Below are 14,373 nucleotides of genomic sequence, written 5' to 3'. Positions count from 1 at the left end.
CGACGGATGACAGCGACAACCGCCGTCGGTGCCATGCCGCGACAGGTCCTCGGCCCCGTGCGAAGGAGTTCTCCGCTGTCGAGCTCAGTGCTGACCCGGCCCGAGGGATCGATGCAACCGGCGGGGGTGACCGCGCCCGGGTTCCGGCGTGACATCCAGGGCCTGCGCGCAGTCGCAGTGGGGCTGGTGGTCATCTACCACCTGTTCCCCGGCCTGCTGCGCGGCGGGTTCGTCGGCGTCGACGTCTTCTTCGTCATCTCAGGCTACCTGATCACCGGCCACATGGTCCGCGAGATGCGCACCCGCGGCGCGATCGACCTGCTGGGCTTCTACGCCCGCCGGGCCCGGCGGCTGGTGCCTGCGGCCACCGTCGTGCTGCTGCTGACCTGGCTGGCCGCGCTGCTCGTGCTGCCCGGCTCGCGGCTGGCCGCCACCGCCCAGCAGGTGGCCGCCAGCGCCGTCTACGTGCAGAACTGGCTGCTGGCCCGGGACACGGTGGACTACCTTACCGCCGAAGACGCCGCCTCTCCGGTGCAGCACTACTGGTCGCTGTCGGTGGAGGAGCAGTTCTACCTGGGCTGGCCGCTGTTGCTGGTGCTCGCCGGCGTGCTCGCCCGTCGGCTGCGCCGCAGCTGGCGCCGGGTCGCCCTGGTGCTCGGCGCAGCCGGGTGCGCACTGAGCCTCGCCGCCTCGATCACCCTCACCGCCAGCAACGCTGCCGCGGCCTACTTCGTTACCCAGACCCGCGTCTGGGAGCTGGGCCTGGGCGCCTTGCTGGCCATCCTCGCCGGCCGCCCCGAGCTGCCACGCCGGCTGGCGCGCCCGGCCCGCTGGACCGGCCTGGCCCTAGTGCTCGCCGCCGCCCTGACCTACAGCGACGACACCGCCTTCCCCGGCACGGCCGCCCTCGTCCCAGTGCTGGGCGCCGCCCTGGTGCTGGCCGCCGGCGCCGCCGAGTCGCACACCCGGCTGCTCGGCTCGGCCCCCATGACCTGGATCGGCGACCGCTCCTACGCCCTCTACCTGGTGCACTGGCCCCTGATCGTCCTCTACGAGGCCTGGTCCGGCGGCGACCTCGGCGCCCTCGACGGCCCCGCGGTCCTGCTCGGCTCCCTGGCCGCAGCCTGGGCCCTCACGCGGTTCGTCGAGGACCCCGTCCGCCGCAGCCGCGCCTTCGCCTCCCGTGGCCGCGGCCTGGCCCTCGCCCTCGCCGCCGCCCTTCCCCTCGCCCTGGTCCTGACGCACCTACTGCCCCAACCCAGCTCTCCCACCGACACCACCGGCCACCCCGGCGCCGCCGTCCTCGCCGGCGACGCCGAACCGGTTGACGACGATCCGACCACGACGGTCCCCAGGCCGGAACGCGCCGCCGAGGACAGTCCCGACTACCAGGGGCGGGGCTGCCACGTCGACATCACCGACCCGGCCGTGCGGTCGTGCGAGTTCGGGGAGACCGTGGCCCCGGCCATCACCGTCGCCCTCGTCGGCGACTCCAAGGTCGGCCAGTGGTTCCCGGCGATCCAAGAGATGGCCGCGGAGCACGACTGGCGGATCGTCACCTACATGCGCGCACGCTGTCCCTGGACTGGCACCCGGACGGTGGTCGGCGAGGGTGACACGTCGCCCTACGACCTCTGCCATTCATGGGGTGGGCAGGTGCTCGAGCGGCTGCAGGCCGATCCGCCGGACGTGCTGATCACCTCCGACCGACCGTCGGTGGGCATCCCCGGCCATCCCCAGGCCGACGCCGAGTCCCACGCCGCCATCGCCGACGGCATGGTCACCTACTGGCGCGCCATGGAGGACCTCGGCACTCAGGTCGTGGCCATCCGCGAGACCCCGGAGATGGGCGTCAACATTCCCGACTGCCTCTCCGACCCGCGCGCCACGATCACCGACTGCGACCGGCCCCGCGACGACGCCCTCACCGACACCCCGCCCACCGTGGTCGCCACCCAAGCGATGGACGGCCGAGTGCCCCTCGTCGACATGACCGACCTGCTGTGCGGCGACGGGACCTGCTCGCCCGTGATAGGGGACGTGCTCGTCTACCGCGACAAGCACCACCTCACCAAGACCTACGTCATGACTCTGGCCCCGTACCTCGAACAGCGGCTTGCCGCCGCCGGCGTCGGGGCGCCCCGGAACTGAGCGAGCCCTCGGCGTCCGGTCGGACGGACCGGACGCCCGGTGCTCGGCTGGAGGGCTGCTCCGCAGGAGGTCGTGACGCTGCGGAAGGCGCCGCATCTGCTGCACCCGGCGCTGCTGTCCACCCGCGCCGTCAGATGGTCCGTCGTCCCCCGGCGCAACCCAGTGAACTTGTAGTTGAGGTGTCGGCGGGGACGGTCCGGTAGATCCAGGCGTCCGCCGGTTACCGTCGGCCGCCGGATGGCGACCGTGCACAAGGTGACCGGTGTGCCGTGGGCGGTGCTCCTCCACCACGCAAAGCACACCAGGTCGGGCGTGGCGCTCAGGCCCCGGTCGTTCGCCGGGATCGCCGGGATCGCCGGCACGGTCGCGGGCACCACCTCGACGTGGCGGATCGAGGCGCTGTTGCCGACCGCGTTCCCAGCCTGGACGCGGAAGCGGTACCGGCGCCCGTTCTCGAGGCGGTCACGACGCTGGCGAGCTGGGTAGCCGGGATCATCCGGTAGGTCGGGTCGTGCCAGCGGGACGTCACCCTCGGCGCCCAGAGCTCCTGCGAGATGACGTCGCCCGGGCGCGGTGGCGGCGCCGGACGTGGGCGTCCGCCACGTGAGCCGAGCCGACGTGTTGCCGCGGGTGATGGCGATGGAGGCGGGTGCGGTCGTCGTCCCCGTGAAGGCGGGCAACAGCCGTTGCCGGGCTGCGGCGTCCACCGGCTGACCTTGGTCACCTGGGCCCAAGCGGAGTAGCCCCAGACCGAGGGATAGGAGACCCGGCCGCGTCCCGAGGCAGCCCCGCAGCTGGCCCGGGTTGACCCGCGTGCCCTTCGCCGCCGGCCCGCACCTCGAAGTGCAGGTACTTCGTCGTTCAGGGGGCGAAGTCACCGCTGCTGCCCATCGTCCCGATGCGCGTGGACGGCGTGGACGGGGGCACCGCCGGCCACGGTGGTCGAGGCCAGGTGCGGTATGGCGACACGACGCCGGCGCCGTGGTCGATCCACACCCGCACACCAGGAGCGTCCGGCGCGGACGACGACTTGCACGTCCGCTCGGTCAAACCGACGTGCACGATCCTCGCCCCGGCGGCGTAGACCGGGTCGCCCTTGTCCCCGAGCAGGTCAAGCGCCCAGTAGCTGTGAAAGCCCCCGCATCCGGCATTTCGGTGCGTGCGGGAGACCCTGGCTGAGTCCCGCAGGGGGATCACTCGGGATGGTCGAGGGGCCGCGCCGAACTCGGCGTCCAGGATGCGGACGACCAAGACGCCGCCGAGGCGCTGGCGCCGCCGGCCAGGACCGATACCGCCGCCACGATGCTCGCGAGCAGCGCATCCCCCGCATACGAGGTCAGCGGGAACGGTCCCTGGCCGACGGCACTACGCACGCCTTGCATCCGGATTCGTCGAACTCAGATCGGCTCAGCCCGCGCGTGCATTGAGTCGAACGGCGCACAAGCATTCGATGAGGTTCCGGCCTCGGCGGCCCCCCTCGCCGCACGACGGGGAGCAGGTCGCGACTGGAGGTCAGTACCGCAGCGAGGTCCCGCTGCCCACCATCGAGTCGTCCACCATCCCGTCGTCGGCAGGCTCGGCTCCGAGGCCCAGTTCCGACACCGGGTCGCCCTGGCCCGACGGTGCCGGCTCGGCCGCCGCGCCCACCGGTCGCGCGCGCACGGGCCGGTCCAGCTGACTTATCGCCTTGAACACCCTGTAGCAGGCGTTCCCATCGACCTCATCGAAGGTCGAGTCCATTCGTTGAGCAAATTCGGCTTCGAGTCCGAAATCGTTGGCGGCGATTTTCTCCACTCCCGCGATCGCGTCATCATGCGACAGCGCGATGGGACCGAAGCCGTCACGATCATAGTCGAAGTAGCCACGCCGCCACTGGTGGCCGCCGCCGAAGAACTGCGTTCGGTCGAATTGGTAGTAGAGGACCGGCTTGCGCAGCAGTGCGGCATCGAAGGCGGCCGAGGTGTAGTCGGTGATGAACACCAGGCTGCGCACGAGGACGTCCTGGAAGTCGATGTCCTTCCAGTCCAGCAACTGGACGTACTCCGGCACGCCGGCGCCGCGCAGCAGACCGGCCATTCCGGGGTGCGGGTGCGGCAGCAGGGCGATCCGTGCGCCGTGGCGCCGAGCGATCTCAGCCAGCTCCTCGGACTGCAGGAAGGCGAGCCAGTGCCGGGCGTAGTCGGAGGAAAGGAAGACCTCGAGGCGCTGCTCGGCACTCAGTCCATCAGGCATCGACTCGGTGAGCGAATGTCGCCAGGTCGGCATCACCAGGATTTGGTCGACATGCGAGCCGCTGACCTTGTCAGACATCTTGATCAGACGATCGTGTCGAGGGAACCCGGTCTGCCTGACCTCCTTGCTCGTCAGGATGTACGGCGTTTCGTCCCCGCTGATCGACCGCGTTTCTGCCCGCGTCGCGGTAAGCATCAATTCAATGTTCTTGGTGTTGAGCCATCGTGATATGTCATCCTTGGTGACACCGTGCTGAAGGAAGGTGAAGGCGAAACTCGGCTTGCCGTAGAGCCGCACCGGCAGCGGGTTGGTGATCGCTACGTCGCAGTGCGAAGAGATCAGATGCTTGGCGCTGAGCAGCAGCACTCGCCAGCGCATCGAGCCGTAGGGGATGAGTTTGAATCCTCTGCGACTGAGCCGCGACCAGTCGGGGGATCCTCGCTCGAGGACGAACCAGGAATTGATGGCAGGTCGCTTGTTCTTGATGTAGGCGTAGAGGTGTTCAGCGTTGTCCTGCGCCTGCCCCCGCCGATCCATAAGGACCCACGCATCGGCGTACCGCTTCCGCGCCCACCGTGTCTTCGCGAGTCGCCGGGAGATCCGCGCGGTCCACTCTTCCCGATCGACCAGCCCGGCCAACCTGGCGACGACTCGAACCCAGAACCGGAGCGGGGCACCCAGCAGGTGACGCAGACGGGCACGTCGTCCCCGGGGCAGCGGCATGTCCGCGGCGGCCCGGTGACCGAGCCCGCGCCACAGCTGGTCAGGCGTCAGGGTGTACGGCAGATCCACCGGCCCCTTGGTGGACATCGGCACCGGTCGTCCCTCGAGCTCTACGCGCAGCGTCCCGTCGGCGGGCAGCCACGCGATGCGCTCGTAGGCCAGGGTCCGGCCGAGCAGCTTGATGGAGCGAGACTTCTGATGGGCGGGCTCGATCGGGAGCCCTCGCCAATAAAAGGACTCCGCGGGCCGTTCACCGCTGAACATGTACCGTGCGCGCACCAGCCGCTGTCGCTCGTCCAACCTGTCGAGGACGACGAAGTCCGGGCGCAGGGTCTTGTTCTTGTATCCGCCGATGACTGCCAGCCGCAGCCAGTTCGCCACCGGCTGGATCCGGAAGCTGAGGATCGTCTCCACATCGATGTGGGCGAAGATCTCGTCGCAGAGATCCTGGAACTCCCGTAGAACGTCCTCACCGATGGCCCCTATGGGCGACGTCAGCCGGACGTCAGTCTTGAAGTACCAGAAGAGGTCGTACAACACCGTGTTCTGCAACCAGACCGGAACCGCCCCGTACTGTTCGACGGCGCGCTGTAGCAGGTCCAGGTGACCGTGTCGGAGCACGAGAGTGTACTTCTCGTCCTTGACCCACCCGGCCTGAACCGAAGAGCTGCCGTCGACCCGCTTGCGGTAGTAGTACTCCGCGGTCCGGATGAAGCCGATCGTTGGCTGAGAAGTGGACAGGAGGTAGGCGCCGACGATGTGGGCGTCCTCGAACGTCGGCCGGATACGGGCGTCGAAGCGAATGCCCCCGCTACGGATCCGGTCAAGGCGGAGGAACGCGGTCGGACCGTGCAGATGGATCCGATCGGGGAAACGGACGAGGTCGACCACCTTGTTCTTTCCCCTGAAGTTGGCCCGCAGGGGGTGTCTATCGACATGGCGCGCCACGTCATCGGTGAAGGTCAGCGGTCGCGAGGCCAGCATGTCCGGTTCCTGGCGTTGTGCGGCGAGGAAGCCGGCGACCTCCTCGAAGTAGGTGTCGGAGAGGACGTCGTCCGGGTCGACGAAACTCACCCATACCCCTGTCGCCAGCTCGATCCCCGCGTTGCGCGCGGCCCCCTGGCCGGCGTTCGCCTGTCGGAGGTAGCGGACCCGCGCCTTCGAGCTGTGCGCCCACTGCTCGGCGATCTGCCCGGACGCGTCGGTGGACCCGTCGTCGACAAGGATGATCTCGAGGTTCTCTAGGCCGTACGTCTGCCGCTCGAGGGAGGCCAGGTACTCCTCGATGTACTCCGCGACGTTGTAGATCGCGCTGATGACGGAGAACTGCGGTCTCATCGGTGTGAGTTCCTGACTTTCGTGGCGGACGGGGGCGGTCGTGTGCGGGCTACTTCTCGAAGCTGCTGGGCAGCGGGAAGTACCGGCTGAGGAAGTCCTGCAGCATCCGGTGCTGCACCTCGGGGTCGAGGCCGGACGAGTCATGGTCGTTGAGGCAGAACACGTCGTGGTCGCGGCTGCGCAGCAGGCGGGCGAGCCGCCGGGCGGTCTCCGGCGCCGCGATGTCGGCGTAGAAGTACCGGATGCGCCCCTCGACCGCCCGTCCGGTGAGGAAGGCGTGGTAGTGGTGCAGCGACGCCGCGATGGAGAGGTCCGTGGGGTCGCGGAACTGGTGCCGGGCGGTCTCGGCGAAGGACTCGGCGAACCGCTCCTCCAGCTCGAGCAGGACGTCGCGCCGCTGGGCGATCGGGACGTGCTTGAACTTGCTGGTGATGGCCCGGTCGAACGCCTTGAGGACGAGGTCCCGGTTGTTCTTGGCCCCGCTCATGACCGGGCGGTCGAAGGCCCCGGTCGGGCCCAGGCCGATCTTCGCCGTCGAGGGGAAGACGTAGGCCAGCCCGTTGGCGGCGAAGAACCGCTCCGGCCCGACCGGCCGGCCGAAGAACACGTCGTCGTTCAGGTAGAGGTAGTGGTCGCTGAGCCCGGGGATGTGGTGCAGCTGCGACTCGATCGCGTGGGAGTTGAAGGTCGGCAGCCGGCCGCGGTCGCCGAAGAGGTCGCGGTGGTCGACGACGGTGATCCGCGGGTTGCCCGTGTCGAGCCACGCGGGCACCTGCTGGTCGGTGACCAGGTAGACGTGCCGGACCCACCCGGCGTACACGTCCAGCGAGCGCAGGGAGTAGCGCAGCTCGTCCCGGGACAGGAACCGGGAGGCGTTGTGCGCGAACTCGTTGATCGACGCACTGTCGACCACGCCCTGCGCCGCGGCCTTCCGCGCGGCCCACGCCGGGTCGCTGCCGTCGACCCACGTGTAGACGACGTCGATCGGGAAGTCGACGTCGAAGACGTGCCGGTCGGAGAGCGTGGGCAGGCAGGGCCGGGTGCTGCCGTCCACGACCCGCAGCACCGGGCGGCGCACCAGCTCGGCCGGGACGGCGTCGGCCCAGCGGTTGCGCCGCGGGGCCACCCACGAGCCGGCGGCCAGCGGCTCGCCGGTGTGGTTGTCGGCCGGGGTGTCGACCTCCCGGGTCGCCCAGAACTCCAGGGTGCAGCCCAGCTCCGGACCGCACACCGCCTCGGCGGAGCCCTCGGTCGCCAGGGCCTGGAAGACGCTGAAGGAGGAGGCGCCGTCGAGCGCCCCCGGGGCGCTGAGCCGGACGCTCGGCCGGTCGGGGTCGGGGTGCAGCTGGCGGACGTAGACCGGCTGCCGCCCCCCCTGCCGCACCAGCGCGGCCCTCGCGGCCGCCCGGTCGGGCTCGGCGACGGCGAGCACGCGGCTGCCCTGCACGGGGGCGTCGACGACGAGGTAGGGGACGCCGGCGGCCTCGAGGGCGTCCGCCACGAAGGCGGCGTTGTCGGCGAGGACCTCGCGGGCCCGGAACCGGGTGACCGGGCGGGCCAGGAGGCGCTCACCCCGGTAGGTCACCGCGGTCACCGGGCCGTCGACGGTCTCCGCCGTCCGCTCCTCCAGCCGCCGCAGCCGCGCCGCGCGCGCCCGGCGCTGCCACGGCGTGCTGCCGGTCCCCACGTCGCGCACCAGGTCCCAGACGGGCTTGGGCACCGACTCGTAGACCCGCCGCTGCACGCGCAGCGGGACCAGCGTGGTCACGCTCCTGCTCACCGTGCTCCCCCGTCCTGCCGCTCGTAGGCCGCCAGGACGTCGTCCATCGGCCCGTCCTCGACCAGTCGCCCCCGGCGCAGGTAGAGCCCGCGGTCGCAGAACCGCCGCAGGTCCCCCTCGCTGTGCGAGACGAGGAACAGCGTGCGCCCGGCGGCGAGCAGCTCCTCGATGCGCGCGTAGCACTTCCGGCGGAACGCCTTGTCGCCGACGGCCAGGACCTCGTCGACGAGGATCACCGGCTCCTCGAGCCGGGAGACCACCGCGAACGCCACCCGCACCTTCATCCCGCTGGAGAGGTGCTTGTACGGGGTGTCGAGGAACTCCTCGATCTCCGCGAACTCCACGATCTCGGCGAAGCGCGCATCGATGTCGGCCCTCGACATCCCGTGCAGGCCGGCCGTGAGGCCGATGTTGTCCCGCACCGTGAGGTCGTTGACGAAGCCACCGGTGATCTCGATCAGCGGGGCGACGCCGGCGGCCACCTCGACGCGGCCGCGGTCGGGCAGCAGCACGCCGGCGATGAGCTTGAGCAGCGTCGACTTGCCCTGGCCGTTGCGGCCGACGACCCCGATGGCCTCGCCGGGGCGGACGTCGAAGGTGACCCCGTCGAGGGCCCAGAACTCGCCGGGCCGGGCGCCGCGCTGGCCGCGCAGGAGGAAGTCCCGGGCGCTGCGGTGCCGCTTGCCACGGGTGAAGCGGACGCCGGCGTCGCGGACGGCGATCACCGGCTCGGGGGCCGTCACGGCTCAGATCTCCTTGAGGACGGTGCGTTCCAGTCGCGCGAAGACGCCCCAGCCGGCGAGGAGCGCCCCGAACGAGACCGCGGCGGACAGCCCGACGTGCCCCCAGTGCACGGTGCCGGGGAAGAAGCCGGCGCGGCACAGCTCGAAGATCCCGGCGAGGGGGTTGACCGCGAACACCGCGTCGAACGGCTCGGGCACGTCCTGGACGGCGAAGATGACCGGTGAGGCGTAGAAGCCCAGGCGCAGCGCGATGCGGACCAGCCGCTCCAGGTCGCGGACCAGCACGACCAGCGGCGCCAGCAGCAGGCCGACCCCCAGGACGAGGACCGCCATGAGCAGGACCGCGGGGACCAGCAGCAGCAGGTGCCAGTCGACCTCCGCGCGGTAGACCAGGGCGAAGAGGAGCAGGACCGGGAGGCTGAGCAGGAACTCGACGCCCTTGGAGAGGACGACCCGCACCACCCAGACCTCGCGCGGCACGTTGGTCGAGCGCACGAGCTTGGCCTCGGTGTGCAGCGCCCGCGCGGCGTCGGTGACCGCCCCGTTGAACCAGGTCCAGGGCAGCAGGCCGGCGAGCAGGAAGACCATGTACGGCTCGTCGCCGACGGTGCGGGTGAAGACCCGCGTGAAGATGAACCAGTAGATGCCGGCCAGCAGCAGCGGCTCGAGCACCGACCACAGGTAGCCCAGGGCCGAGGACGCGTACCGGACCTTGAGGTCGCGGGCGACCAGCAGCAGGACCGCGCGCCGCCGCAGCCACAGCGCGCGGGGCCGGGCGACGACGGCGGGCAGCGGGCGGGCCGGGCGGCTCGGGGCGGCCGCCGGCGCCAGCGTCCCGACGGCGTCGGTGGTCACGCCGCCGTCCTCCGCGCCGCCGTCCCGGGTGCCGCCGTGGCGGGTGCCGCCGTCCCGACCGCCGCGGTGCCCCGCAGCACCGTGCCGGGGGCCGGCCGGCTCCCGGGGCGGCGGCCGAACAGGAAGCCGCTGCCCCAGCTGAGGTGGATGGTGGCCAGCACGGCCGGGAACCAGGCCCGCGCCCGCCAGGGGAGGTCGCGGCTCTCGGCCAGGGCGGCGACGACCGCGCCCATGCCGTAGCCGACGGGGGCCAGCCAGCCCAGGTGCAGCACCGGGGCGTCGGCGACCGCGCCCGCGACGCCGGCCACCGTGCCGGCGAGGATGGCGGCCGTGGCGGCCGGCGGCGCGAGGTAGCGCGCCCGGACCGAGTCGGGGTGCTGCCGGATGACCTCCCGCCGCCACCGGCCGGTGTGGAAGAACTGCCGGACCAGCTCGGTCCAGGACGAGCGCGGCCGGTAGGTGACCGCGAGCTCCGGGGAGAACCAGACGACGCCGCCGGCCTGCCGGATGCGGTGGTTGAGCTCCCAGTCCTGGGCGCGGTGGTAGTGCTCGTCGAAGCCGCCGAGGAGGTCGAGGACCTCGCGGCGGAAGACGCCGAGGTACACCGAGTCGGCCGGCCCCTCGGCGCCGCCCACGTGGAAGCTGCCCCCGCCGAGGCCGATCTTCGACGAGTAGGCCCGGGCGACCGCCTGCTCGAAGCCGGTGACGCCGACCGCCATCATCAGCCCGCCGACGTTGGCCGCACCGGTCGACTCGAGCAGCGACACGGCGCGCTCCAGGTAGCCGGGCAGCAGGATGCCGTGCCCGTCGACGCGGGCGACGATGCCGTGGCTGGACGCCTGCACCGCGGTGTTGAGGCCGCAGGGGGTCCGGCCGCTGGGGTTGCGCACCAGCTTGACCCGGGGGTCCGTGGCGGCGAGCTCCCGGGCGATGCGGTCGGTGCCGTCCCGGGAGGGCCCGAGCGCGATGACGAGCTCGACCTCGCCGGGGTACTCCTGGGCGAGGATCTGCGTGACGCTGGACGCCAGGTGCGGCGCCTCGTTGAGCACCGGCATGACCACCGAGACGGCCGGCCAGGCCCGCTGGGGCGCGACGGCGATCTCGTCAGGGAGGCCATCCGGCACCGGTGCGTACGTCTCTGTCATGACGCGGTGACTCTAAGTTCCGGAATACCCCGGGTGGAGTCGTACGCGACGTTTCGTCGACATCTGCCCCCGGCGACACGCTGCTCCGTTCACACCCGTCCCAGGGGTCCCACGGGCGGGGCGGCGGCAGTGACGAACCACCCCGTCCGCCGGTCAGAGCAGGCGGTTGGTGGCCGCCCACCGGGTGAGCTCGTTGCGGTTGGACAGCTGGAGCTTGCGCAGCACGTTGGAGGCGTGGGACTCCACCGTCTTCACCGAGATGAACAGCCGCGAGCCGATCTCGCGGTAGGTGTAGCCGCGGGCCAGCAGCTGCATCACCTCGCGCTCCCGGGCGCTGAGCAGGTCCAGCCCCGGGTCGGTCGCGGGGTCCTCCGGCGGCGGTGGGGACGACGGCGTCGCGGCGAAGGCGTCGAGCACGAACCCGGCCAGCCGCGGGCTGAACACGACGTCGCCGTCGGCCACCCGCTGCACCGCGTCGCGCAGGTCGGGGCCGGAGATGGTCTTGGTGACGTAGCCGCGGGCGCCGGCCCGGATGACCGCGATGACGTCCTCGGCGGCGTCGGAGACCGACAGGGCCAGCCAGCGCACCGCCGGCAGCTCGGCGCGCAGCTCCTCGAGCACCGCCCGGCCACCGCCCCCCGGCAGGTGGACGTCGAGCAGCACGACGTCCGGCCGGGTGGCGCGGATGCCCTCGACGGCGCCGGCGACGTCGGCGGCCTCGCCCACCACGTCGACGGCGTCCCCCAGCTCGGCGCGCACGCCCGAGCGCACCATGGCGTGGTCGTCGACCAGGAACACGCGGACGGCGGCACCCGGCGTCGTCACGCGGCCGCCTCCCGCGGCAGCACCAGCTCCACCTCGGTCCCCTCGCCCGGCGCCGAGCGCACCGTCGCCGTGCCGCCGACCCGGGCCAGCCGGCCGCTCACCGAGTCCCGCAGCCCGCGCCGGTCGTCGGACACCGTCTCGGGGTCGAAGCCCTTGCCGCGGTCGCGGACGAAGACGGCCACGCTGCCTCGGGTGACCTCGGTGTAGAGGTCGGCCGTCGGCACCCCGGCGTGCTTGGCCGCGTTGACCAGGGCCTCGCGGGTGGCCGCGCCCAGCGCGGCGAGCGCGTCGTCCACCGGCGCGTCGCCGACCACCACCGACTCGACGGTGAGGTCGTGGTCGGCCTCCACGTCGGCGACCATGCCGGAGACCAGCGCCGCCCACGTCCCGCCGGCCGCCTTCGCCGGCTCGTAGAGCCAGGTGCGGAGCTCGCGCTCCTGGCCGCGCGCCAGCCGGGCGACGGCGGTGGGGTCGTCGGCGTGCCGCTGGATGAGGGCGAGGGTCTGCAGCACCGAGTCGTGCAGGTGGGCGGCCACCGCGGCGCGCTCCTCCGAGCGGACCCGCGCGGTCCGCTCCGCCTCGCGGGAGGCCAGCAGCCGGCGCCAGACCGGCGCGGTGGCCAGCGCGACGCCGACCAGGATGACCAGCGTGGCGGTGAACCCGTTGCGCGCGTTGGCCAGCTGGCCGGTCGTGGCCAGCAGCAGGACCAGCCCGAGCACGCCGAGCAGCACGCCCCCCGCCAGGGCCCAGCGCACGTGCGCGCCGGCGAGCGTGCGGCCGGTGTCCAGCTGCCGCCAGATGACCGCGAGGCCCCCGCAGACCAGCAGCAGCGGCAGCACCAGGTCGCTGTTGCCCCAGCTGGCGACCTGGGTGACCAGCACCAGGACACCGCCGCCGAGCAGGGTGAGCCCGAGCTTCTGCCGGCTGCTGGGCTCGTCGCCGACCACGGCGGCCGGGGCGGGCGCGTCCACGTCGGCCACCGGCATGAAGAACCACAGCAGCGCGTAGGTGATGACGCCGATCCCGGTCACGGCCAGCACGACGAAGGTGATCCGCACGACCAGCGGGTCCAGCCGCAGGTGCGCGGCCGTCCCCGCGGCCACCCCGGAGAGCATCCGCCCGGACCGCGGGCGCGCCAGCGGTGCGCGCGCGGGCACCGGGGCGCTCGTCGGGGTGCTCGGCGGGCCGCCCGCCGGGGCCGACGCCGGGGTTGTCGTCGTCACGCACCGATCGTCGCACCGCCGGGGGTGCAGACGACACGGGGAACCACCCGGGAAGAGGACCCGGGTCGATTGGGGAGCTTCCCTGATGGTCGGGGCGGCCGCCGCTGGCGCACGCTCGGGGCCATGACCTCCTCCGTCCCCCCCGCTCCCCCGTTCCCCGACCCACCGCCACCGGCCCCGCCGGCGCGACCGCCGCTGCAGCGCAGCCGCAGCGACCGCGTCCTCGGCGGCGTCGCCGGCGGCCTGGCCGACTACACCGGCATCGACGCGCTCCTGTGGCGGGTCGCGTTCGTGGCCCTCACCCTCGCCGGCGGGACCGGCGTCCTGGTGTACGCGCTGCTGTGGCTGCTCACCCCGGCCGCACCCGCGGTGCCCGGTGCCCCGGCCCCGCGGAGCGCGGCCCCGCCGGCGCCGCGCTCACCCGTGCCCCGGATCACCGTCGCCGGGCTGCTCATCGTGGTCGGCGTGCTGGTGCTGCTCAGCCGGCTCGGCGACTGGGACCCCGGGCCCCGGGGCTTCCTCGGCACGGCCCTGCTGGTGGTGGGCCTGGGCCTGCTCGCCCTCTCCGTCACCGGCGTCCGGCGCGGCCGCGGCGGGCTGATCGCGCTCGGTGTGCTGCTGTCGTTCGCCCTCGCGGCGGCGTCCGCGGAGCCGTGGGAGGACGTCGAGGGCGGCATCGGCGACCGCACCTACCGCCCGCTGTCGGCGGAGTCGGTGCGCCCGGTCTACCACCTGGGCGTGGGCGACACCCTGCTCGACCTCTCCCGGGTCGACCTGTCCGACCTCGACGACCCGATCGAGACGCGGGTGGACGCCGGTGTCGGCGACGTCGACGTCCTCGTGCCCCGGTCGGCCGACGTCCGGGTCGAGGTCGACAGCGGGATCGGCCGCGTCGAGGTGCTCGACGGGGATTCCGGCGGAGGCTTCTCCGCCGGCGAGGGTCCGGAGTCCTGGGCCGGCGACGGGGACCCCGAGATCGTGCTGACCATCCACGCCGGCATCGGTGACGTGGAGGTGGACCGTGCCTGACTACAGCGAGTTCCCGACGACCCCGACGGCCTGGCAGGAGGCGGCCTGGCGGGACGTGGCGCCCCTGCCGCTGGAGGCCCCGCCGCCCCCGCAGCGCCGCGGGATCGACCTGACCGCCTTCGTCGCCGGCCTGGTGTTCGTCGTCGTGGCGATCACCGCGATGGTCGGCGCGGTCCTGCCCTTCGACCTGGTGGCCGACGGCGGCCTGCTGTGGCTCCTCCTGATCGGTGGCGGGGTCGCGCTGCTGGTCACCGAGGTGCGCAGGCTGCGGCGCGGGCGGAGCTGACCCGCGGGGGGTGGGTCCGGGAGGGGCCGGGGAGCGGACCGCT

Annotated in this window: 10 protein-coding genes; 3 read left to right on the top strand and 7 right to left on the bottom strand. The window is 72.5% G+C overall.

Annotated features, from left to right (window positions below):
• Window positions 1-126: 126 nt before the first annotated feature.
• Window positions 127-2,151 carry an acyltransferase family protein gene (locus ACI8AC_RS01150; protein ID WP_456894396.1) on the top strand — a complete coding sequence of 675 codons (2,025 nt, stop codon included), beginning with the start codon at window positions 127-129 and terminating at the stop codon, window positions 2,149-2,151.
• Window positions 2,152-3,663: 1,512 nt separating this feature from the next.
• On the opposite strand, the gene ACI8AC_RS01145 is transcribed toward ACI8AC_RS01150, so the two are convergent.
• The 7 genes from ACI8AC_RS01145 to ACI8AC_RS01115 form a co-directional block, all read right to left on the bottom strand.
• Window positions 3,664-6,444: a CDP-glycerol glycerophosphotransferase family protein gene (locus ACI8AC_RS01145; RefSeq protein WP_456894395.1), complete on the bottom strand. Its 2,781-nt coding sequence runs from the start codon at window positions 6,442-6,444 to the stop codon at window positions 3,664-3,666.
• Window positions 6,445-6,493: 49 nt separating this feature from the next.
• Window positions 6,494-8,212 carry a stealth family protein gene (locus ACI8AC_RS01140; protein WP_456894394.1) on the bottom strand — a complete coding sequence of 573 codons (1,719 nt, stop codon included), beginning with the start codon at window positions 8,210-8,212 and terminating at the stop codon, window positions 6,494-6,496.
• A gap of 8 nt (window positions 8,213-8,220) precedes the next feature.
• Entirely contained in the window at window positions 8,221-8,967 is a 747-nt protein-coding gene (locus ACI8AC_RS01135) for an ABC transporter ATP-binding protein (RefSeq protein ID WP_456894393.1), read from the bottom strand.
• A gap of 3 nt (window positions 8,968-8,970) precedes the next feature.
• Window positions 8,971-9,822 (bottom strand): ABC transporter permease, encoded by an 852-nt coding sequence (locus ACI8AC_RS01130; RefSeq protein ID WP_456894391.1) that lies wholly within the window; start codon window positions 9,820-9,822, stop codon window positions 8,971-8,973.
• Window positions 9,819-10,967 (bottom strand): glycosyltransferase family 2 protein, encoded by a 1,149-nt coding sequence (locus ACI8AC_RS01125; RefSeq protein WP_456894390.1) that lies wholly within the window; start codon window positions 10,965-10,967, stop codon window positions 9,819-9,821. The genes ACI8AC_RS01130 and ACI8AC_RS01125 overlap by 4 nt, the downstream gene beginning before the upstream one ends.
• A gap of 153 nt (window positions 10,968-11,120) precedes the next feature.
• Window positions 11,121-11,792, bottom strand: coding sequence for a response regulator (locus ACI8AC_RS01120; RefSeq protein ID WP_456894389.1), 672 nt, complete (start codon window positions 11,790-11,792; stop codon window positions 11,121-11,123).
• Entirely contained in the window at window positions 11,789-12,949 is a 1,161-nt protein-coding gene (locus ACI8AC_RS01115) for an ATP-binding protein (RefSeq protein WP_456894388.1), read from the bottom strand. The genes ACI8AC_RS01120 and ACI8AC_RS01115 overlap by 4 nt, the downstream gene beginning before the upstream one ends.
• 189 nt (window positions 12,950-13,138) lie before the next feature.
• Here ACI8AC_RS01115 and ACI8AC_RS01110 point away from each other — a divergent pair, with 189 nt between their 5' ends.
• Together ACI8AC_RS01110 and ACI8AC_RS01105 are read left to right on the top strand one after the other, a co-directional pair.
• Complete coding sequence (locus ACI8AC_RS01110; protein ID WP_456894387.1) at window positions 13,139-14,044, top strand: PspC domain-containing protein; 906 nt, start codon at window positions 13,139-13,141, stop codon at window positions 14,042-14,044.
• Window positions 14,037-14,330: a hypothetical protein gene (locus ACI8AC_RS01105; protein WP_456894386.1), complete on the top strand. Its 294-nt coding sequence runs from the start codon at window positions 14,037-14,039 to the stop codon at window positions 14,328-14,330. The genes ACI8AC_RS01110 and ACI8AC_RS01105 overlap by 8 nt, the downstream gene beginning before the upstream one ends.
• The last annotated feature ends 43 nt before the right edge of the window (window positions 14,331-14,373 follow it).

The sequence above is a fragment of the Geodermatophilus sp. SYSU D00758 genome, assembly GCF_054049955.1.
This window is presented reverse-complemented; position numbering and strand designations above follow the sequence as displayed.